Here is a 23814-nt window from a genome sequence, read left to right as displayed (position 1 = left end):
GTGTCGGCTTCAGCCCAACATGTTTCACTTTATTATCGATGGCTTTCGCCGTGGCGAAGGTGCACACCGAACCGGGCTGATTGCGCGCAGCCTCCGGGCGATCGCGTTCGCTCCGGGCTTGCCAAATGACACCCGGTGCTGAATGGAGCGATTGGATGGCAATGATATCGGGCAACGACCGTACGGGCCGCAAGGGCGGCAAATCAATCAGCGTCGGCACGAAAATCTACGCGATCGTCGGACTTTGCCTCGTGCTCATGTTCGCCGTCGCCGGAACCGGCATCTGGCAGATGCGCATGGTCGGCAAGGAGATCGAAGCGATCGCCGAGCGCGACACCGCAATGATTGCGAGCCTGACGAAACTGACCGTTCATCAGCTCGAACAGGCCATCGATTTCGAGCGTGGCATGCGGCTGGCCGAGGAACTCGACCGGCATCCCGAAATCCGGGGCGAGCTGGACGGCACCATCGAGCACTTCCGCAAATATGCCGCCCTCGTCGACAAGGAGTTTGTCGACACCATCGCCCTTGCCAAATACGCAACCGAGACATCGACGACTGCTGCGGAACGGAAGATCTTCGAGCACATAGCCGAAGACCTGACTGCACTGGCCGAGCTCCACAAGACGTTCGACACCGATGCGCTGAAAACACTCGAACTGGCCTCTAACGGTCAGTTGGAAGACGCGTTCGTGCTGATCGAAGGTGTCGAGGTACAGCAGACCAAACTCGACCACGATCTGGAAAACCTGCTTTTCGAGATCGAGGAATTCACCGTCGAGGCCGCGCTCACGGCCGAGGAGCACGAGAAATTCGCACAGCAGCTCATGACGTGGATCACAGTCATTGCGATGCTGGTTGCCGTCATCCTGTCCGTGCTGCTGGTGCGCCGCAGCGTCACCGGCCCGCTTCGGCAAATCGTCAGCGGGCTCGACGCGCTCAACAGGGACGACCTTTCCGTCGATGTGCGCGTTGCCAGCAATGACGAGATGGGCACAATCGCCGATTCCTACAGCGCCTTTAAGGACAACCTGATGCGGGCCCGCGAACTCGAGGCAGAGCAGAAGGCGCTGGAACAGCGGCAACGCGAGGAAGAGGAACGGGAAAGGCAGAAGAACGAGGAACGGGCCCGCGAGCAGAGCCAGGTGACGGAGTCCTTCAGCAATGCGATGACCAGCCTCGCCGCCAACGATCTGAGCTTCCGCATCGGCGGCGAATTTCCGCCTGCCTTCCAGTCGCTCAAGGACGATTTCAACAACGCGATGGATAAACTCTCCACCACGATGGAGGAAATCGGGTCTGCGTCGGAGCAGATGCTGTCGGGCTCCCGGGAGATCCATACCGCGGTCGACAGCCTGGCGCGCCGCAATGAGCAGCAGGCGGCGTCGGTCGAAGAGACCGCGGCCGCGGTCAGCGAGACAACGACGGCCATGAAATCGGCGAGCGAGCGGGCCGTAGAAGCAAGCGGCCTGGCCTCGGAGGCGCGGGACAATGCCGAAAAGTCCGGCCTTGTCGTACAGGACGCGATCAACGCGATGAAGAAGATCGAGGAATCCGCGGAGAAGATCACCAACATTATCGCCGTGATCGACGAGATCTCGTTCCAGACCAACCTATTGGCGCTCAATGCCGGGGTCGAGGCGGCGCGGGCCGGTGAAGCCGGCAAAGGTTTTGCCGTGGTCGCCCAAGAGGTTCGCGAACTGGCGCAGCGTTCCAGCGACGCAGCCAAGGAAATCAAGACGCTGATCGACTCCTCCGGCGAAGACGTCAAGGCCGGCGTGACGCTGGTCAACAAGACCGGCTCGGTGCTCGAAACGATTGTCTCGCAGGTCAAGGAAATCGATCTTCACGTGCAGTCGATCTCGGGTTCGGCCAAGGAACAGGCCGTCGGGCTCCAGGAAATCAACGGCGCGGTCAACAACATCGATGAGGGCACGCAACAAAATGCCGCCGTCTCGGAAGAGGCCTCGGCGGCAAGCCAGATGCTTGCCGAGGAAGTCGGCCGGGTGAACGTAATGCTGAGCGCATTCGACACCGGCAAAATGTCAGGGCTGGTCAAGCAAAAAACCGAAGAATCGGCCCTGAACGGCGCTGAGGGCAAATCGCCGCCACCGGTTCGTCTCGCAACGGGTTTCGACGGCAATGCGGCCATTGCTGCCGACAACGAGAACTGGGACGAATTCTGAAGCGGCTCGCCTTGAAGCCCGAAGCCGGCCCCCGTGGCCGGCTTTTTTGTTGGCATTTCCGTCCGCATCCGGCGAACATGACAGTGCCGCAGTGCGTTGCTGGTTTCAGCCGGCTGAAGAAGGAAGAATACCATGTCCGCAGATCTGATCTTCTACACCAACCCGATGTCGCGCGGGCGCATCGTGCGGTGGATGCTCGAGGAGACCGGCGCGCCCTACGAAACGCGGATCGTCGACTACGGCGCGGAGATGAAGGCGCCGGACTACCTGGCGGTCAATCCGATGGGAAAGGTGCCGACGGTGGTCCATGGCGATACCGTGGTCAGCGAATGCGCGGCGATCTGCGCCTACCTGGCCGATGCATTTCCCGACGCCCGGCTGGCGCCGCCGGTGGATCGTCGCGGCGCCTATTACCGTTGGCTGTTTTTTGCGGCCGGCCCCCTGGAAGCGGCGACCGTCAACCGCGCCTTGGGGTTCGAGGTACCGAGCGAACGGGAACGCACAGTCGGATACGGAAATTTCGCCCGGGTGATGGACACACTCGAAACGGCCGTGTCAGCATCGCGGTACATAGCCGGCGAAACATTCTCGGCGGCCGATGTCTATGTCGGCGTCCATGTCAGCTGGGGCCTGCAGTTCGAGACGATCGAAAACCGGCCGGCCTTCCGGGATTACCGTGGCCGGGTTACCGATCGGCCGGCCTTCCGCCGCGCCGCCGAACTGGACGACGCGGCAATGCCGAAGGCACAGGATTGATCAGGTCCTGCGGATTCCGATCCGCTTTCCGGGCCCGGTGGGACGCCCGGTTCCGTCCAGTGCGGACCACCGTCCAATCGCGACAGACCGCCGCAAGCGTTGCCGCGGGCGCTTAATCCACAGATGTTCCAACGGGTTTCGGTGCCGGCCTAAGCCCCCAATTTCAGCAATCGTTTCGCATCCGGCCTGAAATAACCACTGAATTATCCACAGGTGACTAGTTGGCGGAACAAATGGAGTTCAAAAGCGCCAGCGTCTGCTTCTCTGCTTCGTCCTGGGACACCAGAAACGACCGCAGAGGTGACATATTAGCCGGCAAATAAACTGGTCCTCGCCCGCTGCAAATATCAAATGAACGGCATTCTTCCAGGATGCCTGTGGCCAGTTCGGGAGCCTCCGATCCCGTCATCGCGCTGAGCGTCAGGCGATTGAGGCAGCCGACCGTTTCCTGGATCGCGGCTGAATCGATTCCCGGCGGAACGGCGTTGGCGTCGGTCGACGGCTGCGCGGCCGCGTCGTTCCTGGCCGCGGCCGCCGAAGCCTCAAGGCCGGCAATCGCAATTGCCATGTTCGAGGCCGCGGTCAGGATCCGTTCCTCGAGGACAAGCTGTTCTGACGGCTCCATGACCTTGGCGCGGGTCAGCGCGGTCAACAGATCGTCGCGGATGGTCCGAAACCCCTTCGCCGCGCCTTCGAGAGCCTGTTCGATCTGTTCCGTGTCGCCCTCGATCAACGCGAAATCGGAGAGCAATGAAACGGCGCCGAACAGCCCGTTCACCTCCGTCTCGCTCGCCTGCCACCGGACATCCGGAACAGCGCCGGCGGTGCCTTCCTCCAGCGCCTCCTGCGCCTGCCTCAGAACATCCATCGCCTCGCCGCCGTAGAGCGTCATATCCGCGGACAGCACGTCCAGCGGGTGCCTGGCCTGGCTTCCGGCCCGCTCGTAAATGTGCAACAGCTCGGATATGCGCAGGCCGATCGCCCCGAGGCGGTAGCGGTCCGCCACCAGCCGGTCGCTGTAGCCGCAATACTCCGCTTCATTCAATTTCGAAGCGCAGGACTGCGGGCACTGGGACACCTTCTGCGCAATCTGCTCGGCGCGCACGAACTGGCGTTCGGTTGCGGCTTCCAGCTCCGCGGCAGTGGTGGCGCCCGTACCGGCGTCGCAGAACGCTCCGGCTTTCATCGTCACGATCGCGGCGGGCCGTTGTCCGAGCCTGGCCAATATGTCGTCAAAGACGGCGGATCCGCCGGCCGGCCTCATCGTCTCGAAACGGTCACAGGCACCGCACTCGGCAGCCGCAAGCGGCGTGTGAAACAAGATTGCGGCCAACAAGGCGCCAATGCCGGCAATGTACATGCGCATGACAGTTCCCCCGATGTTTGTTCTATTAGGGCCCATCCGAAGCCGGATGTCGAACATTATTCGGCTCCGTGCCGGCCACCGCGCCCGATGCACCCCCGGGGCCGAGACGTCTTGCGCCTATTTGCCAATTTCGGCAACGAAGTCGACGAACAATGCCCTCAGCGTATTGGTGCCGGGATTGTCGGGCCAGACGGCATAGATGCCGAATGTCGGCACGGACCAGTCCGGCAGCACTTCGACAAGGCGGCCGGCCTCCAGCGGTGCGCGGGCGAGGAAATCCGGCAGCACGGTGATACCGCATCCCTCCTCGGCAAGACGCATCGCCGCGAATCCCGAATCGACCACCAGCCGGTTGTGCATGCGCAATTGGCGCCGTTCCCGGCCACCGCCTCCGCCGGTCAACGCGATCGTATAGGAGCGTCCGGTAAAGCCGATCATTTCAAGGCCCTCGAGTTCATCGGGGCCTTTTGGCACGTGCCGGCGCTTCAGATAGGCCAGCGAAGCGCAGAGGAACTGTTGCCCGTCAACGAGCTTGCGCGCCTTGAGGGACGAATCCCGCAGCGGCCCGATGCGGAAGGCCAGGTCGAACCCATCCTCCACAAGGTTGCGCCAGCGATCCGAAAAGTTGACGGAGATCTCGACCCTCGGGTGCAGTTTCATGAATTCGGCAACGCGCTTGACGAACAGCGCGTACTGGAAAACGGCGGGCGCGGTTATCTTCAGGCCGCCAGACGGGCTCCCGGCCTCCTGGCCAACGGCCTGATAGCCCTCCTCCGCGGCGCGCACCATCGCGTCGGCCGAACGCGCAAGGCGCCTGCCGGCTTCTGTCAGGCTGAGCCTGCGGGTCGAACGGTAGATCAGCGGCGTGTCGAGATGTCGCTCAAGCGCGGTCACGTGATGGCTGACAACCGAGGGCGAGATGCCGAGCCGTGTCGCGGCGGCACGGAACGATCCCGCTTCGGCGACCGCGGAAAACACGGCCATGGCCCTGAGATGATCGAGCATATCGATTCCATCAGATTATCGAACAATGAAATCCAATTAAATCATCTTATGCACATCCGGGCAACGCACCATATTGGCGGGCATCCGGCGCTGTGCCGGCCAACAAGGAAACAGACAGATGATTATTCGCACGCTCGCAGCATCCGCCCTGGCGCTTGTCCTGGCCTCGACCGCCGCCCCGGCCGCGGATACCGGGGAAATCGTCACCGGTGCCATGACCGAACTGATGGTCAACAAGAATGTCGGCGCGATCGACACCTATTTCGCCGAACCCTATGTCCAGCACAATCAGCAGGTTCCCACCGGGTTAGACGCGCTCAAGGGCCTGGCCGGCCAGGTCATTGCCGGCAATCCGGACTTCGAATACACGCTGATCCGATCCTTCGCCGATGGTGATACCGGCTTCGTCCACGGCATCTACACGGGCTTCGGGCCGGAGCCGCTTGTCGCCTTCGATGTCTTCCGCGTCGACGGCGGCAAAATCGTCGAACACTGGGACAATCTGCAGCCGGTCGCCGCACCGAATCCGTCCGGCCGCTCGCAGACGGACGGCCCGACCGATGCCACCGACCGGGACAAGACCGATGCCAACCGCGCGCTTGTCACGGAATTCATCAATGAGGTGCTGGTCGGCGGCGCCTATGACAGGATGCCGGCCTATTTCGACGGCGACAACTACATCCAGCACAATGCGAATATCGGCGACGGTCTGAGCGGCCTGGGGTCGGCGCTCGAGGAGATGGCCAAGGCCGGCATGAGCATGCGGTTCACGCGGAACCACCGGGTTCTTGCGGACGGCAATTTTGTCCTGGCGATGTCCGAGGGGGTTATCGGCGAAAAGCCGATGGCTTTCTACGATCTGTTCCGCGTCGAAAACGGCAAGATCGCCGAGCACTGGGACGTGATCGCACCGATCCTGCCGGCATCGGAAGCGGCAAATACGAACGGCAAGTTCTAGCAGTTTTCAGTTGGAGCCGGCGGCGATGGTTTCGCCGGCTCACAACTTCAGGTGCGCGAGCTCGTCGAGCAGATCAAGCAGCCTGTACATTTTTTTCGCACCGAACGATTTTTCCAGCTCGGCGTAGATGCGGTTGCTGGCAGGCGCTTTCTCGTCGATCAGCTGCCGGCCCTTGTCGGTAATCTGCACGAGGTGGCGGCGCCCGTCCGTCTCATGACGCTTGCGCGTCACCAGGCCGTTTTCCTCCAGGAACTTCAGAATACGCGTCAGGCTCGGCAGGAGCAGGCAGGACTTTTCGGCAATGTCCGTCGGGTCCATCCCGCCATCCTCGGCCAGGACGCGCAGCACCCGCCACTGCTGCTCCGTCACGCCGGCATCGGCGAGCATGGGCCGGATCTGACCCATCACCGTCTCGCGCGCCCGCAACAGCGCGATCGGCAATGCCCTTGATGTCGCGCGCAGCTTTTTGTCACTCATTTCACTGTCCCGGTGCTCGGCTTGATTGCCCCTTCACCATCACCGATCGTCATTCGCTTCGCAAGACTGTAGGCTTCGCATATCCACTTGACATCGTCGATCCAATATGATTAACATGTTAATTAATATCCAGGGAGGTTCAATCCGCAATGCCGCATCTATCGATCGAATATTCGGCAAATCTGGAATCGGAGATCGACATGGCCGCCTTTTGCGACCGCCTGCGTGAGGCGGCGATCGAGACGGGCGCTTTTGCGAAGGCGGGCATTCGCGTGCGCGCCATTCGCTGCGAGCACTACGCGATCGCCGACGGCAGCCCTGGGCACGGCTTCATCGACATGTCGGTGCGCCTGCGCGGCGGCCGCACCCTCGATGTGCGCAAGGCGGCAACCGAGGCGATTTTCGCAGCGGCGCGGGACCATCTGGCCGATCTCATCAAGACGCGGCCGATCGCCCTGTCGCTGGAAATGCGCGACATCGATCCGGAACTGAGCCCGAAACTGAATACGATCCGCGACCATATCGACGGCGCGTGAAGCTAGAGGAGCCAAGCGATGACCAACAATCAGCCCGGCCTCGACCAAAATCTGACGAAGCTCGAGGGCTATCTCGCCCGATTCCGGCAGGACGGCATTCGCAATCACATCGGCGGCACGAGCGTTGCGGCTTCCTCCGGTGAAACATTCGAGACCCGCTCGCCGGTCGACGACAGCCTGATCTGTGCCGTCGCCAAGGGCGGCGCGAAGGACATCGACGCGGCGGCAAAGGCAGCGAAGGACGCCTTTCCCGCCTGGCGCGACATGAAGGCGACGGAACGCAAGGCGATCCTCAACCGGATCGCCGACGCCATCGTCGAGCGGGCCGAGGAAATCGCCCTTTGCGAGTGCTGGGACACGGGCCAGGCGCTGCGCTTCATGTCGAAGGCGGCGTTGCGCGGGGCCGAGAATTTCCGCTTCTTCGCCGGGAAGGCGACGGCCGCGCGCGACGGTCAGGCCCTGCCCTCGGCAACGCTGATGAACATCACCACCCGCGTTCCGATCGGGCCGGTGGGCGTGATCACGCCTTGGAACACACCGTTCATGCTGTCGACATGGAAGATCGCACCGGCGCTCGCCGCCGGCTGCACGGTGGTGCACAAGCCGGCGGAATTCTCGCCGCTGACGGCGCGCATCCTGATGGAGATCGCCGACGAGGCCGGCCTGCCCAAGGGCGTGTGGAATCTCGTCAACGGTTTCGGCGAGGACGCCGGCAAGGCGCTGACCGAACATCCCGACATCAAGGCCATCGCCTTTGTCGGCGAAAGCCGCACCGGCTCGATGATCATGAAACAGGGGGCCGACACGCTGAAGCGCGTGCATTTCGAGCTTGGCGGCAAGAACCCCGTCGTCGTCTTCGACGATGCCGACCTCGACCGGGCGCTGGATGCCGCGGTCTTCATGATCTATTCGCTCAACGGCGAGCGCTGTACGTCGTCCAGCCGGCTGCTCGTGCAAAGCAGCATCGCGGATGAATTCCAGACCAGGCTCGTCGAACGGGTGAACAATATCCGCGTCGGCCATCCTTTGGATCCGGCCACCGAGATCGGACCGCTGATCCACAAGGTGCATTTCGACAAGGTCACGTCCTATTTCGACATCGCCCGCGAGGACGGCGCGACCATTGCCGCAGGCGGCACGGCGCCGGAGGGCAACGGCCACTTTGTGCGGCCGACCCTCTTCACCGATGCACGGCCCGACATGCGCATCGCCCAGGAGGAAATATTCGGCCCGGTGCTGACGGCAATTCCCTTCGACACCGAAGAGGAAGCGCTGGAAATCGCCAACGGTGTCGCCTACGGCCTCACCGGCTATGTGTGGACCAACGACATCACCCGGGCGCTGCGCTTCACCGAGAAGCTCGAGGCCGGAATGATCTGGGTGAATTCGGAGAATGTGCGCCACCTGCCGACGCCTTTCGGCGGCGTCAAGGCCAGCGGCATCGGCCGCGACGGCGGCGACTGGTCCTTCGAATTCTACATGGAGCAAAAGCATATCGGACTTGCTCTGGGTCAACACGCCATCCCGAAGCTCGGCGCAAGCTAGCCCTTTCGAGAAACCCAGGGAGGAGCAAATGGGAGAGATCGTCCTTTCCGCCAAGATCACCCACGTGCCGACCATGATCATGTCGGAGCAGCCGGGCCGCCTGCACGGCTGCCGCCAGCAGGCGATCGACGGCCACAAGGAAATCGCCCGCCGCGCCAGGGCGCTCGGCGCCGACACGATCGTCGTGCTGGACACGCACTGGTGCGTCAATGCCGGCTACCACATCAACGCCAACCACAGGTTCGAGGGCATTTTCACCAGCCACGAATTCCCGCAGTTCATCCAGGGCCTCGAATACGCCTATGAGGGCAACGCGGCGCTCGGCGACCTGATCGCGGAAAAGGCTTCCGCCAGGGGCGCCTTTACCCTGTCGCACCAGATCGACAGCCTCGACCTCGAATACGGCACGCTGGTGCCGATGCGCTACATGGCCAGCGAGGGCGATTTCAAGGTCGTGTCGGTGGCCGCCTGGTGCACGGTGCACAGTTACGAATCCTCGCGCAAGCTCGGCGAGGCAATCCGAGAGGCGGTCGAGGAAAGCGACTCCAAGGTGCTGCTCCTGGCGTCCGGATCGCTCAGCCACAAGATCTGGGGCAATGACGAATACGAGGCCAATAACGGCACCTTCACCATCTCGTCGGAGTTCAACCGCCAGGTGGACCTGCATGTCCTTGATCTGTGGCAGCAGGGCGAGATCGCGACATTCCTCAAAATGCTGCCGGAATATGCGGATTACTGCTGCGGCGAAGGCAGCATGCATGACACGGTCATGCTGTTCGCGGCGCTCGGCTGGGATCAGTATGCCGGCAAGGGCGAACTGATCGGCGAATATTTCCCGAGCTCCGGCACCGGCCAGGCCAACGTCGTCTTTCCGGTCCAGTAAGGCAAATCAGGAGACCAAACCATGCCAGTCCCCTCACCCGTCCTTTATCCGCCCTTCAACATCGTGCGCCTGAGCCATGTCGAATACGCGGTGACCGACCTTGACGCCTCGAAGGCCTTCTACGCCGACCTGCTCGGCCTGCAGGTGACCCACGAAGGCAATGACCGGGTTTATCTGCGCGCGCTGGAAGAACGCGGCCATCATTGCATCGCGCTGGTGAAATCGCAGACCCCGGCCGTCAACGTGCTCGGCTTCAAGCTTTTCGACGAGCCGGACCTCGACAAGGCGGCGGCCTTTTTCGAAGGCAGGAACCTGCCGGTTGAATGGGTGGAGAGGCCGTTCATGGGTCGCACGCTGCGCACGCGAGATCCGTGGGGCATCCCGATGGAGTTCTACGTAAAAATGGACCGGCTCGAGCCGATCCACCAGCACTACAAGCTCTATCACGGGGTGCGGCCGCTGCGCATCGACCATTTCAACATGTTCTCATCGAACGTCGATGAAGCCGTCGCATTTTATAACGAGATGGGGTTCCGCACGACGGAATACACGGACGACAAGGAAACCGGACGCATCTGGGCCGCGTGGATGCACCGCAAGGGCGGCGTCCACGATGTCGCCTTTACCAACGGGCTGGGACCGCGCCTGCACCACACGGCATTTTGGGTGCCGAACCCGCTCAACATCATCGATCTGCTCGATATCATGTCGACGACGGGCTATCTCGACAATATCGAGCGCGGCCCCGGCCGCCACGGCATATCCAACGCCTTCTTCCTCTATGTGCTCGACCCCGACGGCAACCGGATCGAGATCTACAATTCCGACTACCAGACGGTGGATCCGGATCTCGAGCCGATCCGCTGGGATCTCAAAGACCCGCAGCGCCAGACGCTGTGGGGCGCGCCGGCGCCCCGGTCGTGGTTCGAGGAAGGCAGCCTCTTTGACGGGGCGACCCCGGTCGAGAGCGACCTGAAATCCCAACCCATCATCGCGCCGTAGCGGCCGACAGCAAAGGGACGAATCTGAGATGACCGGCAAACTGGCCAGCTATTCGGTTGATGGCACGCGCTACTACGGCGCGGTCGAGGATGGCGGCATGGTCGCCCTGTCGCCTGATTTCCCGCAATGGCCGGACCTGCGCGCCGCGATCGAGGCGGACGGGCTGGACCGGCTGCTGGAGGCGGCGCAAGGCCGGTCGGTCACGCACAAGACCGGCACATTCGCCTTTGAAATCCCGCTTCCGAACCCGGAGAAGATCATCTGCGTCGGCGTCAACTTCCCCGACCGCAACGCCGAATACAAGGACGGCAAGGACCAGCCGGAGAACATGTCCCTGTTCATCCGTTTCCCGCGCTCCTTCACCGGCCACGACCGGCCGCTCATCCGGCCGAAGGCTTCCGACAAGCTGGACTATGAGGGCGAGATCGCCATCGTCATCGGCAAGGGCGGCCGGCATATTCCCCAGGCTAAGGCCTATGACCACATCGCGGCGATAAGCCTTTGCAACGAGGGAACGCTGCGCGACTGGGTCCGCCATGCCAAGTTCAACGTGACGCAGGGCAAGAATTTCGACCGGTCGGGCGCCCTCGGCCCATGGCTCGTGCCCTTCCGCGACCGCGCGCAGCTCGAGGATGTCCGCATTACCACGCGTGTGAATGGCGCGGTCCGCCAGGACGACCGCACCGGCCGGATGATCTTTCCGATACCGCGCCAGATCGCCTATATTTCGACATTCACGACGCTGGTGCCCGGCGATATCATCATCACCGGAACGCCGACCGGCGCAGGCGCACGGCTCGATCCGCCGCAGTTCCTGAAGCCGGGCGACGTGATCGAGGTGGAAGGCGAAGGCATCGGCATCCTGCGCAATACGGTCGAGGACGAGGAATGAGCCTGTCGAAGGACGAGATCGCGGCTGCCGCAGCCGACCTGTTCCAAGCCGAGAAAAGCGGCGCTCAGATCGGGCTTTTGTCACGGCGCCATCCCGACATGACGATGGACGATGCCTATGCGGTCCAGGCGGCGCTCGTGGAACGCAAGCGGCAAGCCGGCAGATCGATCGTCGGCTGGAAGATCGGCCTGACGTCCAAGGCAATGCAGGACGTACTGAAGATCGACATCCCCGACAGCGGCATCCTGTTCGACGATATGCTGTTCGAGGACGGCGGGACCGTCCCTCCCGGCCGCTTCATCCGGCCGCGCATCGAAGCCGAAATCGCATTCGCCATGAAGGCGCCGCTCTCGGGCACTTCCATCACCCGAGACGCGGTCCTCGCAGCAACGGACTATGTGGCCCCTTCCCTCGAAATCCTCGACACGCGCATCCTGCGGAGCGATCCCGAGACCGGCCAGCCGCGCTCGATCGTCGACACGATCGCCGACAACGCCGCCAATGCCGGCGTCGTGCTCGGAACACAGCGCCACGATCCGGCGGCTTTCGACCTGCGCTGGACCGGCGCCATCCTGATGCGCAACGGAGAGGTGGAGGAAACGGGCCTCGGTGCCGGCGTACTGAACGATCCTGTCGCCGGCATCGTCTGGCTGGTGGAGCGGCTTGCCGCCTACGACCAGTCTATCCGCGCCGGGGATGTGGTGCTATCAGGATCGTTCATACGTCCCGTCGAGGCCCGGCCCGGAGATCATTTCCACGCCGATTTCGGCCCGTTCGGCACCGTTACGCAGACTTTCGCTTGAAGAACAGGAACACTCGATGCCCGCACCCATAAATCCGTTTAAGGCCGCGCTGAAGAACGGCGAGTTGCAAATCGGCTGCTGGCTGTCGATGGCGAACCACTACGCGGCCGAGATTTCCGCAACGGCCGGATTCGACTGGCTGCTGATCGACAATGAACATGCGACCAACGATCTGCGTTCGACTCGCGATCAGCTCACCCTGATTGATGCCTCGGCGTCACACCCGGCGGTTCGTGTGCCGGTCGGCGAGGCGTGGATCATCAAGCAGATGCTCGATGCCGGCGCACAGACAATATTGGTGCCGATGGTGGAATCCGGCGAGCAGGCCGAGCAACTTGTGCGGGCCGTGCGTTACCCGCCGACAGGCATGCGCGGTGTCGGACCGACCACGGCGCGTGCTTCGAAGTTCGGCATGATCAAGGACTATATTCCGACGGCGGATGAGCAGATCTGTCTGCTTGTCCAGGTGGAAAACCGTGCCGGCCTCGCGGCGCTCGACGACATCCTCTCCGTCGACGGCGTTGACGGTGTCTTCATCGGGCCGGCCGATCTTGCTGCCGATCTTGGCCACCTCGGCAATCCGGGCGCACCAGATGTCCAAGCGGCCATCAAGGACACATTCGAACGTATCGCGCAGAGCGACAAGGCCTCCGGAACGCTGGCCACGGACCCGGCTTTCGCGAAGCATTGCATCGACCTCGGCGCCACCTTCGTGGCGACCGCCATGGATGTCACCCTGTTTGCGAATGCGATTCGCGGCGCAGCCGCGGAAGCGGAAAAGCTGCGCGGCTGACCGGTCTGCCCTAAACCGTCCGGATCCTATAAGACGCGCTGGCGCCAGCGGCCCTTGTCGGGGGTAACGTGGATCGGAATGGCGTTGGGCAGCGGAACCAGGTCCGGCTCCATGGCGACAAATTCGCTCGCCGCCTTCCACAGCCCGCCATGTGCGACGATCAGCGTGTTCGGGCCAAGCGCCACGGTGCGCTGCAGGGCATTCCACACGCGTTCGCAAAACGTGCGGTAGGTCTCGCCGTTCGGCGGATCGTATCGGCCGGCCCAGTACTGCGCCAGCCACGGCCCGTGCGGCTCGCCCTGGTGGTCGCCGAGATGGCACTCCATCAAATGGTCATCGAACGACAATTCCACGTCATGGTGGACGGCAACGGCCTCCGCCGTGTGACGCGCCCGCGACAGCGGACTGGCCACAATGCGCTCGATCGGCTCTTCCTTGAGCAATTCGGCCGCGTGCCAGGCCTGCGCGCGGCCTGTTTCGTTCAATTTTGAGTCATATTGCCCCTGCGTCCTATGCGTGCGGTTCCATTCCGTTTCACCGTGGCGTAGAAAGTAGAACGGATACTCAAAGGCCATTTGGCGTTCCTTCAAAAAATCATCGGGCGGGGCCGGGAAACACGGCCCCTCCCAATTCAAACCGTTTTCGGAGAGGACTGCACGCCGCATGCCGACCAACAAATCGATACCCCGCGACCGCGCGGCCTACACATTCTGGACGCCCGTCTCCATACGCTTCTCAGATCAGGACCCGATGGAGCATGTCAACAATGTCGCCATCACGGCTTTCCTGGAATCGGGCCGCGTGGGGCTTTTCGGACACATATTCGCCGACACCCGGCTTCCTTCGAAGGGGATCGTGCTCGCCCGGCTGACGGTCGACTATCTCCACGAGATCACCTTTCCCGGCTCCGTCGAGGTCGGCGGCATGCTCGCCGCTGCGGGCGATCGTTCGATGACCACGCATTACGCCATATTTCAGGGGGACACATGCTGCGTCGTGTCCGAATCGGTCAATGTGTTCTTCGATCCGGTGACCCGGCGGTCGACAGCACCGTCAGCGGAGATACGGGCCGTGTTGGAGCAAACCTTGTCGGGCCATTCCCGGTGACGCATGGCGTCACCGGGTAGGTTTCAGTGAGAGAGTGCCGTCAGCCACCTTTGCAGCCGGTCCCTTTCTGCGCGCAGTTCATCGATTTTCTCGAGGTTGCGCGCGCGGTCCACATCGGAATCGACACGGCCGTGCCGGCGGTCGATCTCGTCCTGAATCATTTGAAGCCTGGCTTCCAGGCCGGTGATTTCCTGCTGGGTTGTCATGGGTTTCCTCCTTTCGTCAGATAGGTTGAGACAACCAACGCGTTGAAAGCTCTCAGCTTTTGACAACGCAGGAGCATGCCCGGCACGTAGTGATCGATTGTGTCCACGCCAGATCCTGGCGATCACGTTTTCGCGAATAGCGTCGCGCGATTTAGGGATGTACGGCCTTGCGGCCGGCGTGACGCCGGACGAGCGCCGCACCCGTCGCAACAAGCGCAACACTCGCAAGGACGAGCGAGGATGAGAAACTGCCCGTCACCGCGTGGATCGCCCCGGCGAAGACCGGGCCGATCATCTGGCCGCCGGCAAAGGCGACCGTCAAAACACCGATATGGCGCATCACGTCATCGGCATGGGCGATGCGGTGCGCCTCCTTCATGCCCATCATGGTGATGATCATGAAGGTGCCTCCGACGCAGATACCGGCGATCATGATGGTGACGAGGTCGGGAAGAAGAACGGGAACCAGCAGACCAGCGGCCATGACGAACTGGCCGGCGGCCCAGATCTGCCGGTTGGAGAAGCGCGCCTGCAGGCGCGCCGCGAGCAGCGTCGAGAAAAACGCCGCCAGACCGAACACCGGCCAGGCAAGCCCGAACAGGAAGGGCGACGACACGATCTCGCGCGCCATGACCGGAAGATAGGTCGCCGGAATAATGTAGCCCATGCCGGCCGCGCCGTAGGCGACGACTGCAACCCAGTCGATCGGGCTGCGCCGCTCGGCGGCCTTCCCCGGACTGACCGGAGCCTTCGCGACCTCGGCGCCGACATTGGCGCTGACGGCCACGGCGGCGACCAGCGAAACCGCGCCGAACAGGATCCAGCCATCGGCGCTGCCAATGCCTGCGGCCATCAGGGCGAGCGCTCCGAGGCCGGCCAGGGCAATGCCCGCGCCGACACCGGAAAACACCCAGCCCTGGCCTTGCGCCCTGCCCGCCGCCGCCAGATGCTTCACATAGAAATTGCTGACGAGGACGAGCGTGAAGGCGCTGAGCACACCGCACAGGAAACGCAGGACCGACCACAGAATAAAATTGTCGGTGAACCCCGTCGCCAGCGTGCACAAGGCAATGAAGATCAGCGATAACCGGAGCGTCGTTTTTGGCGGAACCGGAAGGTAGGCCGCGCCGGCGGCACCGGCCAGGTAACCGACGAAATGGACCGATGCGAGAACGCCGCCACCGGAGATGTCGACAAGCCCGTCGGCCTGCATCATCGGCAACAGCGGCGTGAAGGCGAACCGGCCGATGCCCATGGCGATGGCCAGCGATGCCATGCCTATCGCAATGATACGGACCGTCGAATGGGTCATCGGGAACACCGCCATCATCGTTGAAACCGTGGGACTTGCACTAAAGGTAACAACGGCGATACATTTAGAAAAACGAATTAAAACGAATTCTGATTTCTCATTTGGAGATAGCAATGCAGGGTCTCGACCTGCGCGCGCTCGAAATATTCCGGACGGTGGCGGCCGAAGGCAGCATCTCTAAAGCGGCGGCCAGGCTGAACCGGGTCCAGTCGAACGTCAGCACCCGCATCAAGCAGCTGGAGGAGCAGTTGCAGAAAACGCTGTTCCTGCGCCGCAATCGCGGTCTGACACTGACTCCGGACGGCGAGTTGCTGCTTGCCTATGCCGAGCGGTTCCAGCAACTGACCATCGAGACCACCGAGGCGCTGAGGGACGGCCGCCCGAGCGGCGTGTTCCGGATCGGCGCCATGGAAAGCACCGCCGCCGCCCGCCTGCCTGAAATCCTGTCGCGCTACAACGCGCTGTATGCGGATGTCGACATAGAGCTCAAGACCGACACCGCGGGCGGTCTGGTCGAGCGCCTGCGCAACCACGACGTCGAAATCGCCTTTATCGCCGAGCCGGCTTCATTCGAGTGGGCCGAGGTACGACCGGTCTTTCAGGAAAAGCTCATCCTGGTCGCTCCGCATGATTTCCCACCGCTAGAAAACACGCGCGAAATCAGTGGCCGGACGGTCATCGCCTTCGAGGCCGGCTGCGCCTACCGCCGCTACCTGGAGCAGTGGCTGCTGGACAGCGGCATTGTCCCGGGCTCGATCATCGCGGTGAGTTCCTATCTCGCGATCCTCGCCGGTGTCGCGGCGGGCACCGGTTTCGCGGTCGTGCCGGAATCGGTCCTCGACATGGTCGCGACGGACGGGCGGTTCCGCCGCTACCCCCTGCCCGGCAAGCTTGCCGCGATCAGGACCTTGCTCACATGGCGATCGGACTATTCCTCCCGCAAGCTGGATGCCCTGACTGAGCTTCTACCTGCCGTATAGCTCTGGTCTCACCGGCATCGGAATATTCCGTACATAGGTGTACAAGATCGCACCGCATTTGGCCGCGGTGCAATCCCGAAACATCTATCGCTTGGCTTTGTTCGCCGCCTTGGCCAGCCTCTTCGCAAGGGCGCGGAAGCGGTTCATTTCGGTTGCCGTGGGGTCCTGCCCGGTAAAGCTGCGCACATAAGCCTCGGAATAGGACAGGCGCACGTCGAGGGGCTCCCGGACCCCGAGTGCGTAGTAGCCGATCTGCATGAAATAGATGACGCGGGCACGCACAAAGGACTCGGGCTCCTCGTATCCGTGCCTGGCGAACATGTCGGTGATCGCCGCGACACGGTCACTGTCCGCCCGGTCGACCAGTTCGCGGACCTTGGGCGAACGCCGTGCCCATTCCCGCACTGCGAAATCAAGGCCCGGATCGTAGACCGTCTCGTCGACCCAGCATTCGAACAGGTTGAAAACGGCCTCGACAATCGAGTGGGACGGCCGCCGCGCGCGTTCCACGATGCTGGTCGTGTTCTTGTATTCCCAGTGGTGCAGGAGCTGGTCGAGCAGATCGCGCCGGCTCTTGAAGAACCAGTAGAAACTGGAGCGGGAAACATCCAGCCTCTGCGCCAGCACCATCACCTTGATGCTGCCGACCCCCTCGTTGACGAGGATGTCCTTGGCGAGTTCCAGCCAGTCCTCGCGCGTCGTGCGCTTGCCGGTCTCGGTTTCCGTTCCGTCGATTTCAACGACGCTGCCGTTCGTCATGCGTCTCGATTCCATTTCTGTACATAGGTGTCTAGTACATTTTTCGGAATTAAGCTACAGTGACGAGTCTGGCAGGTCCATCGGGAGGCAAACATGGATCATTATCGTGTCGTTGTGATCGGCGGCGGCGTCGTCGGAGCTTCGGTCCTTTATCACCTGGCGAAATTCGGTTGGGATGACATCTGCCTCATCGAACGCTCGGTGCTCACGGCCGGTTCGTCCTGGCACGCGGCCGGCGGCGTTCACGCGCTGAACGCGGATCCGAACATGGCCGCACTGCAGGCCTACACGATCGACCTGTTGTCCGAGATCGAAAGGGAATCCGGCCAGTCCATCGGCATGCATATGACCGGCGGCATCACCGTCGCGTCGGTGCCGGACCGCTGGGAATGGCTGCAGTCGGCCTACCGGATCTTCCAGACGATCGGCATCGAGGACTGCCACCTGATGACGCCGGCGGAGATCAAGGAACGGTGTCCCATCATGGACACGACCGGCGTGATCGGCGGCCTGTGGGCCGACCGCGAGGGCTATGTCGACACCACCGGAACCGTCCAGGCCTATGCCGGCGCGGCCAAAAAACACGGCGCCAAGGTGATCGAGCACAATCGGGTCCTCGAACTGCACCAACGCCCCGATCACAGTTGGGACGTGGTGACGGAAAAGGGCACCCTGCACGCCGAGCACGTGGTCAATGCCGGCGGCCTGTGGGCCAAGCAGCTCGGCCGCATGGTGGGGCTGGAACTGCCGGTATCGCCGCTCGAACACCATTACCTGCTCACCGAGACCGTGCCGGAGATCGAGGCGCTCGACTTCGAACTGCCGATGATGGTGGATCTCGAGGGCTTTACTTATATGCGCCAGGACCAGAACGGTATGCTGGTCGGTATCTACGAGACCAATCCGCAGCACTGGAGCGTCGACGGCGCGCCCTGGGAATACGGGATCGAGCTTCTGCAGGAAAACACCGACCGGATCGCCGACGAGCTGGTCATGGCCTTCCAGCGCTACCCGGTGCTGGAGAGCGTCGGCGTCAAGAACTGGGTCAACGGCGCCTTCACCTTCTCGCCGGACGGCAACCCGCTGGTCGGCCCGGTGCGCGGGGTCAGGAACTACTGGCTCGCCTGCGGCGTCATGGCCGGCTTCCTGCAGGGCGGCGGCGTCGGCAAGACGCTGGCCGAATGGATGATCCACGGCGAACCGGAGGCCGATGCGTGGCCGATGGACATCGCCCGCTACGGCGATTTCGCCTCCAACCGGGAGTATATCAAGCAGACGACCGGCCAGTTCTATGCCCGCCGTTTCGTCATGACCTATCCGAACGAGCAGCTTCCTGCCGGGCGGCCGCTGAAGAAGGCGCCGGCCCATGACGCGATGGCCGCAAAGGGTGCGGTCTGGGGCTGCAGCTGGGGCCTCGAAGTGCCGCTCGTGTTCGCGCCGCAAGGCTTTGAAGAGACGCCGACGCTGCGGCGGTCCAATGCCTTCGATATCGTCGGCGAGGAATGCCGCGCGGTGCGCGACGGCGTCGGCCTCATCGATATCACCGGATTTTCCCGCTACGCGGTGACAGGCGAAGGGGTGGAGGCCTGGCTGAACCGGGTCATGGCCGGCCGCCTCCCCGACCCCGGCCGGGCCCGGCTCGCACCGATGCTCGGGCACGACGGGCGCCTCAAAGGCGACCTCACCATCTTCAACTGGGGTGACGGCACGTGGTGGATCATGGGATCCTACTATCTGCGCGAATGGCACATGCGCTGGTTCCACGGGCATATCGAGGCCGGCGAGGACGTTCGCGTGCGCGATATTTCGGACGACATGGTCGGCTTCGCGCTTTGCGGTCCGAAATCGCGCGATGTGCTGGCCGCCCTCACCCATGAGGATGTCGGCCACAAGGCGTTGCCCTTCATGGGCTGCAGGACGCTCGATGTCGGCCTCATCCGGGCGAAGGTCGGGCGGCTTTCGGTGACCGGCGAACTCGGTTTCGAGATCAACTGCCAGGCGAGTGAACACATTACCCTGCGCGAGACGCTTCTGGCCGCCGGTGCGGAACACGACATGCACGAGTTCGGCTACTACGCGCTCAATTCGCTGCGGCTCGAAAAGAGCTTCGGCATCTGGTCGGCGGAATTCACCCAGGCCTATACCCCGGGCATGACCGGCATGGACCGCTGGATCGATTTCGACAAGGGCGATTTCATCGGGCGCGACGGAGCGCTGAAGGAAAAGCAGCAGAACACGGCGCCGCAGAAGCTGGTGACGCTGGAAATCGACGCGGACGATGCCGACACCTCCGGATACGAGCCGGTGTGGAACGGCGACAGGCGCGTCGGGTTCGTGACCTCGGGCGGCTTTGGCCATTGCATTCAAAAGAGCCTCGCCATGGCGCTCATTGACCCGCAGGCGGCGGAGGTCGGCTCGGAACTGACGGTCCACGTGGTCGGCCGCGAGCGCGGGGCGCGGGTCGTCGCGCCGAGCCCGTTCGATCCGCACGGTGAAAGGATGCGCCTGTGACCGCCGCACAAGAGGCCCAGAGCCGTCGTCGCGGCCGGCGGCGGCATCAGCAGGACGCCGGCAAGGGCGACGAGAACGGCGCCTATTACAGCCACATCCGCAACACGCTGCCGCGGGTGGAGGTTCTGTCCGCGGACGAGGTCGAGGCCATCCACCGCACGTCATTGCGGGTCCTGCAGGAACTCGGCATGCGCGTCCTCAACGACGAGGCGCGCCAGATCCTGGCCAAGGCCGGCTGCGACGTCCGCGACGACATGATGGTGCATTTTCCGGGTGACCTCGTCACCGAGTTTGTGGCGAAGGCGCCCCGCTCGATGGCCTGGAACGGCGGCGACGGCAACAGGATCGACATCAACAAGGAATCGCTGCATTTCGGACCCGGAGCCGGCTGTCCCAATGTCACCGACACCGAGCGCGGCCGCCGGGCCGGCACGCTGCAGGACTATGTCGACTTCACCCGGCTGCAGCAGCATTTCGACATCATTCCCTTCCTCGCGCCGTCGATCGAACCGCAGGACGTGCCGATCCACGAGCGTCATCTCATTGCCGGCAAGGTGCAGCTTGAGAATTCGAACAAGGTGCCGTGGGTCTATGCGCGCGGCAGCGGACAGGTGCTCGATTCCTTCGAGATGATCCGCATTGCCCGCGGGCTGACCGAGGCGGCCTTCAGGGAACGCATCTGGACCTACACGGTCATCAATACGAACTCGCCGCGCCAGATCGACATTCCCATGGCGCAGGGCATCATCGATTTCGCCCGCTGGGGGCAGCCGTCGGTCATCACGCCGTTTTGCCTCTCCGGCGCCATGGCGCCGATCACCGAGGCCGGCTCGCTGACGCTGAGCCATGCCGAGGCGATGGCCGGCATCGTGCTGGCGCAGGCGGTCAACCCCGGCGCGCCGGTGATCTACGGTGCGTTCTCGTCGAACGTGAACATGAAATCGGGGGCGCCTGTTTTCGGCACGCCCGAGCATATCCGCACCAATTTCGGCGCCGGCCAGCTGGCGCGCCATGTCGGCATTCCGTGGCGGTCGGCGACGGGCACCGCCGGCAACGCGCCGGATGTGCAGAGCGCCGCCGAAACGCAGCTTGGCCTTTGGGGCGCCAATCTCGTCTTCCACTCGGCCGGCTGGCTGGAGGGCGGCCTGACGATTTCCTATGAGAAGTTCATCATGGACCTCGAGGTCTGTCAGACCATCGCCCAGGCGATGAAACCCGTCGAGGCGACCGCGGACGCGATCGGCTTCGACGCCATCGCAGAGGTCAAGCCGGGCGGGCACTTCTTCGAGGCGCAGCAGACCATGGCGCGCTATTCCAGCCAGTTCTACGAGCCGCTGATCCGCGACTGGACGAATTTCGGCCAGTGGGAGGAAGCCGGCGGCCTGCAGACGGTCGAGCAGGCGCACGCCATGTGGAAGAAGGCGCTGGCGGAGTTCGCGCCCTCGCCGCTGGCGGCGGACCGTAGCGAAGCGATTTCGGAATTCGTCGAGCGGCGCATCCGCGAGGGCGGCGCACCGCCCGTCGACTAGATTTAGGAGGTAATTGATGGTCCAGACAACCGATGCCGTCATCATCGGCGCAGGCATCATCGGCGCGGCGACCGCGCTGGAACTCAACCGCAAGGGCATCCGCACCGTCTCGGTCGACAAGAACCCGGCCGCCGGTTACGGCTCGACCAGCGGCTCCTGCGCCATCATCCGCGTCCACTATTCGACGCTCGAGGGGACGGCCTTCGCCTACGAGGGCTACCACTACTGGCGCGACTGGGCCGACTACCTGGCGGCCGAGGACGAGCGCGGCCTCGCCGAGTTCCGCGAGACGGGCTGCCTTGTCATGTGCACCGAGCAGAACGGTAACATGCGCAAACACACCGAGCTGTGCGAACAGCTCGATATCCCCTTCGAGCGCTGGAACGCCGCGAAGATCCTCGAACGGCTGCCGATCTACGATCTCACGAGCTATTTCCCGGCAAAGCGCCTGGACAATCCGGATTTCGGCAAGCCGGGCACCGGCACCGTCGAGGAGGCAGTGCATTTCCCCACCGCCGGCTACATCACCGACCCGCAACTGGCGACGCACAACCTTCAGCGCGCCGCGGAGGCGGCCGGCGGCACGTTCCTGTTCAACCGCGCCGTCACTGAAATTACGCAATCGGGCGGGCGCGTCAGCGGCGTGACGCTCGACGACGGCACCGAGATCCACGCCCCGGTGGTCATCAATGTCGCCGGGCCACATTCGGCCAAGGTCAATGCCATGGCCGGCGCGCTGGACGACATGACGATCGCCACCAATGCGCTGAGACAGGAGGTCGTCCACGTTCCGGCGCCGGAGGGCTTCGACTTCTTCGGCAGCGCGTTCGTCACCTCCGACAGCGACATCGCCTGCTACTGCCGGCCCGAAAAGGGCAATTTCATCCTGATCGGCAGCGAGGACCCCGAGTGCGACCCGCGCGAATGGGTCGATCCGGACGACTACGACAGGAATTTCACCGACCAGTGGACGGTCCAGGCGCAGCGCTACGCGCAGCGGGTGCCGAGCCTCGGCATTCCGGGCCGGACCAGGGGCGTCGTCGATCTCTACGACGTCTCCGACGACTGGATCCCCATCTACGACAGGTCGCAGATCCCCGGCTACTACATGGCCATCGGCTCGAGCGGCAACCAGTTCAAGAACGCCCCCATCGCAGGCAAGATGATGGCGGCGCTCGTCGAATACTGCGAGGCGGGCAACGACCACGATGCAAACCCCCTGCAGTTCGACCTGCCCTACATCGGCCGCACCGTCGATGTCGGCTTTTATTCGCGCAAGCGCGAGATCAACAGGGAAAGCAGTTTCTCGGTGCTGGGGTAGTGGGTGACGGCGTCGGCCTCACCAAGCGCCAAGATTTGTGGAAATTGTCAAATACCCATGGTTGTGGGTAAGCTTCGCCGCCACAGGAAAATGGGGATGGACGTGGGCGAAGGCAAGAAATACTCGGTCGCTTGGGACACATTCAAAACGCTGCGCCCACTCCTCGCGGTGGTGGTATTTATAATCGGCTTGATCGGCATCGAAGTCTGGAATTGGGTGTTTGAAGATGGTGTGCCATCTGACCCCGAAATCCGTTCTGCAATGGTAAGAAATTTCGCCTTGATTGGACTGGGATTTATCGGATTGCCGTTGGCCGTGTGGCGAACGTACACCGCGCACCGACAGGCCGCGGAAGCCGCGCGACAAGGTGAGCGCACCGAGCGACAATTGGCACTCACTTCTGAACAGTTGAAGGTAACAGCGGAGAGCAATCACGCGGAGTTGCTTCAGCGTTCTGCCGATCTTCTTGATATGAAAGACAAAGAAAGAAACAATACCGCCGTCGCCTTTCTCATAGCTTTGGCAGAGGACGAAGCAAGCAGCTATTCGACAGTGGCACTTTCCCTGCTTAAGTCGATTGTTAACGAGCATGAATACGAGATTGGAAGCCCAAGCCACCTTTGGAAGGCTCTGGAGTGGTTGGATGAAACCGCACGCCGTAGCGATACTCAGTTTCGAACGCTTAAAGTGACAATAAATAACAATCCAGAGTACGGAATATTCTTTAAGAACATATTTGGCATAAGATATGTCGGAGGCTTGTATTGGGGATGTCCCGTTCTCTGTTGAAAAAGGAACGGGCAGCGTTGCGGTTTCATGATTAGGCGGCCTGCGCCATGTCGTCAACCTGGTTGCTGTCGCCCGATCCTGCGCCATGTCTGTGGAGA

23 protein-coding genes are annotated in these 23814 nt (G+C 62.8%); 16 read left to right on the top strand and 7 right to left on the bottom strand.

What is annotated here, in order from left to right; genetic code table 11:
* Positions 1 to 155 precede the first annotated feature (155 nt).
* Together E4M07_RS11705 and E4M07_RS11700 are read left to right on the top strand one after the other, a co-directional pair.
* Positions 156 to 2186: a HAMP domain-containing methyl-accepting chemotaxis protein gene (locus E4M07_RS11705; protein WP_169054190.1), complete on the top strand. Its 2031-nt coding sequence runs from the start codon at positions 156 to 158 to the stop codon at positions 2184 to 2186.
* 132 nt (positions 2187 to 2318) lie between these two features.
* Positions 2319 to 2942, top strand: a complete 624-nt coding sequence (locus E4M07_RS11700; protein WP_136658539.1) for a glutathione S-transferase family protein — start codon at positions 2319 to 2321, stop codon at positions 2940 to 2942.
* Positions 2943 to 3159: 217 nt separating this feature from the next.
* Here the strand turns inward: E4M07_RS11700 and E4M07_RS11695 are convergent, their stop codons facing one another.
* Together E4M07_RS11695 and E4M07_RS11690 are read right to left on the bottom strand one after the other, a co-directional pair.
* Positions 3160 to 4308: a hypothetical protein gene (locus tag E4M07_RS11695; protein ID WP_136658538.1), complete on the bottom strand. Its 1149-nt coding sequence runs from the start codon at positions 4306 to 4308 to the stop codon at positions 3160 to 3162.
* A 117-nt stretch (positions 4309 to 4425) separates the two neighbouring features.
* Positions 4426 to 5313, bottom strand: coding sequence for a LysR family transcriptional regulator (locus E4M07_RS11690; RefSeq protein ID WP_136658537.1), 888 nt, complete (start codon positions 5311 to 5313; stop codon positions 4426 to 4428).
* Between the two features lie 118 nt (positions 5314 to 5431).
* On the opposite strand from E4M07_RS11690, the gene E4M07_RS11685 reads away from it, so the two are divergent.
* Positions 5432 to 6271 carry a nuclear transport factor 2 family protein gene (locus E4M07_RS11685; protein WP_206057234.1) on the top strand — a complete coding sequence of 280 codons (840 nt, stop codon included), beginning with the start codon at positions 5432 to 5434 and terminating at the stop codon, positions 6269 to 6271.
* 39 nt (positions 6272 to 6310) lie between these two features.
* Here the strand turns inward: E4M07_RS11685 and hpaR are convergent, their stop codons facing one another.
* A complete protein-coding gene (hpaR, locus tag E4M07_RS11680) occupies positions 6311 to 6748 on the bottom strand; it encodes a homoprotocatechuate degradation operon regulator HpaR (RefSeq protein WP_136658536.1) in 438 nt (145 codons plus the stop codon).
* A 149-nt stretch (positions 6749 to 6897) separates the two neighbouring features.
* Between hpaR and E4M07_RS11675 the strand changes: the two genes are divergently transcribed.
* From E4M07_RS11675 to E4M07_RS11645, 7 genes are read left to right on the top strand one after another with little or no spacing between them, the layout of a single operon-like run.
* The gene (locus E4M07_RS11675) at positions 6898 to 7284 is read left to right on the top strand and encodes a 5-carboxymethyl-2-hydroxymuconate Delta-isomerase (RefSeq protein ID WP_136658535.1); all 387 of its coding nucleotides are present in this window, start codon (positions 6898 to 6900) and stop codon (positions 7282 to 7284) included.
* 18 nt (positions 7285 to 7302) lie between these two features.
* Complete coding sequence (hpaE, locus tag E4M07_RS11670) at positions 7303 to 8829, top strand: 5-carboxymethyl-2-hydroxymuconate semialdehyde dehydrogenase (protein ID WP_136658534.1); 1527 nt, start codon at positions 7303 to 7305, stop codon at positions 8827 to 8829.
* A gap of 28 nt (positions 8830 to 8857) precedes the next feature.
* Positions 8858 to 9712: a 3,4-dihydroxyphenylacetate 2,3-dioxygenase gene (gene hpaD, locus E4M07_RS11665; protein ID WP_136658533.1), complete on the top strand. Its 855-nt coding sequence runs from the start codon at positions 8858 to 8860 to the stop codon at positions 9710 to 9712.
* Between the two features lie 21 nt (positions 9713 to 9733).
* Positions 9734 to 10714 carry a 3,4-dihydroxyphenylacetate 2,3-dioxygenase gene (gene hpaD / locus E4M07_RS11660; protein WP_136658532.1) on the top strand — a complete coding sequence of 327 codons (981 nt, stop codon included), beginning with the start codon at positions 9734 to 9736 and terminating at the stop codon, positions 10712 to 10714.
* Positions 10715 to 10742: 28 nt separating this feature from the next.
* Positions 10743 to 11606, top strand: a complete 864-nt coding sequence (locus E4M07_RS11655; protein WP_136658531.1) for a fumarylacetoacetate hydrolase family protein — start codon at positions 10743 to 10745, stop codon at positions 11604 to 11606.
* Positions 11603 to 12409 carry a 2-oxo-hept-4-ene-1,7-dioate hydratase gene (hpaH, locus tag E4M07_RS11650; protein ID WP_206057233.1) on the top strand — a complete coding sequence of 269 codons (807 nt, stop codon included), beginning with the start codon at positions 11603 to 11605 and terminating at the stop codon, positions 12407 to 12409. The genes E4M07_RS11655 and hpaH overlap by 4 nt, the downstream gene beginning before the upstream one ends.
* A gap of 16 nt (positions 12410 to 12425) precedes the next feature.
* Complete coding sequence (locus E4M07_RS11645) at positions 12426 to 13202, top strand: HpcH/HpaI aldolase/citrate lyase family protein (protein ID WP_136658530.1); 777 nt, start codon at positions 12426 to 12428, stop codon at positions 13200 to 13202.
* 26 nt (positions 13203 to 13228) lie between these two features.
* Here E4M07_RS11645 and E4M07_RS11640 read toward each other — a convergent pair whose 3' ends face one another.
* Complete coding sequence (locus E4M07_RS11640; RefSeq protein ID WP_169054189.1) at positions 13229 to 13777, bottom strand: histidine phosphatase family protein; 549 nt, start codon at positions 13775 to 13777, stop codon at positions 13229 to 13231.
* An 88-nt stretch (positions 13778 to 13865) separates the two neighbouring features.
* Here E4M07_RS11640 and E4M07_RS11635 point away from each other — a divergent pair, with 88 nt between their 5' ends.
* Positions 13866 to 14309, top strand: coding sequence for a thioesterase family protein (locus tag E4M07_RS11635; RefSeq protein ID WP_136658528.1), 444 nt, complete (start codon positions 13866 to 13868; stop codon positions 14307 to 14309).
* Between the two features lie 23 nt (positions 14310 to 14332).
* On the opposite strand, the gene E4M07_RS11630 is transcribed toward E4M07_RS11635, so the two are convergent.
* Both E4M07_RS11630 and E4M07_RS11625 read right to left on the bottom strand, forming a co-directional pair.
* Positions 14333 to 14515 carry a hypothetical protein gene (locus E4M07_RS11630; RefSeq protein ID WP_136658527.1) on the bottom strand — a complete coding sequence of 61 codons (183 nt, stop codon included), beginning with the start codon at positions 14513 to 14515 and terminating at the stop codon, positions 14333 to 14335.
* A gap of 151 nt (positions 14516 to 14666) precedes the next feature.
* Positions 14667 to 15827: a YbfB/YjiJ family MFS transporter gene (locus tag E4M07_RS11625; RefSeq protein ID WP_169054188.1), complete on the bottom strand. Its 1161-nt coding sequence runs from the start codon at positions 15825 to 15827 to the stop codon at positions 14667 to 14669.
* Between the two features lie 113 nt (positions 15828 to 15940).
* Between E4M07_RS11625 and E4M07_RS11620 the strand changes: the two genes are divergently transcribed.
* Complete coding sequence (locus tag E4M07_RS11620; RefSeq protein WP_136658525.1) at positions 15941 to 16807, top strand: LysR family transcriptional regulator; 867 nt, start codon at positions 15941 to 15943, stop codon at positions 16805 to 16807.
* 84 nt (positions 16808 to 16891) lie between these two features.
* Here the strand turns inward: E4M07_RS11620 and E4M07_RS11615 are convergent, their stop codons facing one another.
* Positions 16892 to 17566, bottom strand: coding sequence for a TetR/AcrR family transcriptional regulator (locus E4M07_RS11615; protein WP_136658524.1), 675 nt, complete (start codon positions 17564 to 17566; stop codon positions 16892 to 16894).
* A gap of 93 nt (positions 17567 to 17659) precedes the next feature.
* Between E4M07_RS11615 and E4M07_RS11610 the strand changes: the two genes are divergently transcribed.
* From E4M07_RS11610 to E4M07_RS11595, 4 genes are all read left to right on the top strand, one after another.
* A complete protein-coding gene (locus E4M07_RS11610; protein ID WP_136658523.1) occupies positions 17660 to 20077 on the top strand; it encodes an FAD-dependent oxidoreductase in 2418 nt (805 codons plus the stop codon).
* Positions 20074 to 21606 (top strand): trimethylamine methyltransferase family protein, encoded by a 1533-nt coding sequence (locus E4M07_RS11605; RefSeq protein ID WP_136658522.1) that lies wholly within the window; start codon positions 20074 to 20076, stop codon positions 21604 to 21606. The genes E4M07_RS11610 and E4M07_RS11605 overlap by 4 nt, the downstream gene beginning before the upstream one ends.
* A 16-nt stretch (positions 21607 to 21622) precedes the next feature.
* On the top strand, positions 21623 to 22927 hold the full coding sequence (locus E4M07_RS11600) for an FAD-dependent oxidoreductase (protein ID WP_136658521.1): 1305 nt from the start codon (positions 21623 to 21625) through the stop codon (positions 22925 to 22927).
* A gap of 96 nt (positions 22928 to 23023) precedes the next feature.
* A complete protein-coding gene (locus tag E4M07_RS11595) occupies positions 23024 to 23716 on the top strand; it encodes a hypothetical protein (protein WP_136658520.1) in 693 nt (230 codons plus the stop codon).
* Positions 23717 to 23814: the final 98 nt, after the last annotated feature.

Origin of the sequence: Nitratireductor sp. XY-223 (assembly GCF_004959855.1) — a bacterium.
Classification (GTDB): domain Bacteria; phylum Pseudomonadota; class Alphaproteobacteria; order Rhizobiales; family Rhizobiaceae; genus Hoeflea_A.
This window is presented reverse-complemented; position numbering and strand designations above follow the sequence as displayed.

Coding starts and splice junctions, on each gene's coding strand:
- E4M07_RS11620 (WP_136658525.1), top strand. CDS start 15,941: ATGCAGGGTCTCGACCTGCGCGCGCTCGAAATATTCCGGACGGTGGCG.
- E4M07_RS11630 (WP_136658527.1), bottom strand. CDS start 14,515: ATGACAACCCAGCAGGAAATCACCGGCCTGGAAGCCAGGCTTCAAATG.
- E4M07_RS11675 (WP_136658535.1), top strand. CDS start 6,898: ATGCCGCATCTATCGATCGAATATTCGGCAAATCTGGAATCGGAGATC.
- E4M07_RS11705 (WP_169054190.1), top strand. CDS start 156: ATGGCAATGATATCGGGCAACGACCGTACGGGCCGCAAGGGCGGCAAA.
- hpaR (WP_136658536.1), bottom strand. CDS start 6,748: ATGAGTGACAAAAAGCTGCGCGCGACATCAAGGGCATTGCCGATCGCG.
- E4M07_RS11625 (WP_169054188.1), bottom strand. CDS start 15,827: ATGACCCATTCGACGGTCCGTATCATTGCGATAGGCATGGCATCGCTG.
- E4M07_RS11635 (WP_136658528.1), top strand. CDS start 13,866: ATGCCGACCAACAAATCGATACCCCGCGACCGCGCGGCCTACACATTC.
- E4M07_RS11700 (WP_136658539.1), top strand. CDS start 2,319: ATGTCCGCAGATCTGATCTTCTACACCAACCCGATGTCGCGCGGGCGC.
- E4M07_RS11685 (WP_206057234.1), top strand. CDS start 5,432: ATGATTATTCGCACGCTCGCAGCATCCGCCCTGGCGCTTGTCCTGGCC.
- E4M07_RS11645 (WP_136658530.1), top strand. CDS start 12,426: ATGCCCGCACCCATAAATCCGTTTAAGGCCGCGCTGAAGAACGGCGAG.
- E4M07_RS11690 (WP_136658537.1), bottom strand. CDS start 5,313: ATGCTCGATCATCTCAGGGCCATGGCCGTGTTTTCCGCGGTCGCCGAA.
- hpaH (WP_206057233.1), top strand. CDS start 11,603: ATGAGCCTGTCGAAGGACGAGATCGCGGCTGCCGCAGCCGACCTGTTC.
- E4M07_RS11595 (WP_136658520.1), top strand. CDS start 23,024: ATGGACGTGGGCGAAGGCAAGAAATACTCGGTCGCTTGGGACACATTC.
- hpaD (WP_136658532.1), top strand. CDS start 9,734: ATGCCAGTCCCCTCACCCGTCCTTTATCCGCCCTTCAACATCGTGCGC.
- E4M07_RS11600 (WP_136658521.1), top strand. CDS start 21,623: ATGGTCCAGACAACCGATGCCGTCATCATCGGCGCAGGCATCATCGGC.
- E4M07_RS11640 (WP_169054189.1), bottom strand. CDS start 13,777: ATGGCCTTTGAGTATCCGTTCTACTTTCTACGCCACGGTGAAACGGAA.
- E4M07_RS11655 (WP_136658531.1), top strand. CDS start 10,743: ATGACCGGCAAACTGGCCAGCTATTCGGTTGATGGCACGCGCTACTAC.
- E4M07_RS11695 (WP_136658538.1), bottom strand. CDS start 4,308: ATGCGCATGTACATTGCCGGCATTGGCGCCTTGTTGGCCGCAATCTTG.
- E4M07_RS11615 (WP_136658524.1), bottom strand. CDS start 17,566: ATGACGAACGGCAGCGTCGTTGAAATCGACGGAACGGAAACCGAGACC.
- hpaE (WP_136658534.1), top strand. CDS start 7,303: ATGACCAACAATCAGCCCGGCCTCGACCAAAATCTGACGAAGCTCGAG.
- E4M07_RS11610 (WP_136658523.1), top strand. CDS start 17,660: ATGGATCATTATCGTGTCGTTGTGATCGGCGGCGGCGTCGTCGGAGCT.
- hpaD (WP_136658533.1), top strand. CDS start 8,858: ATGGGAGAGATCGTCCTTTCCGCCAAGATCACCCACGTGCCGACCATG.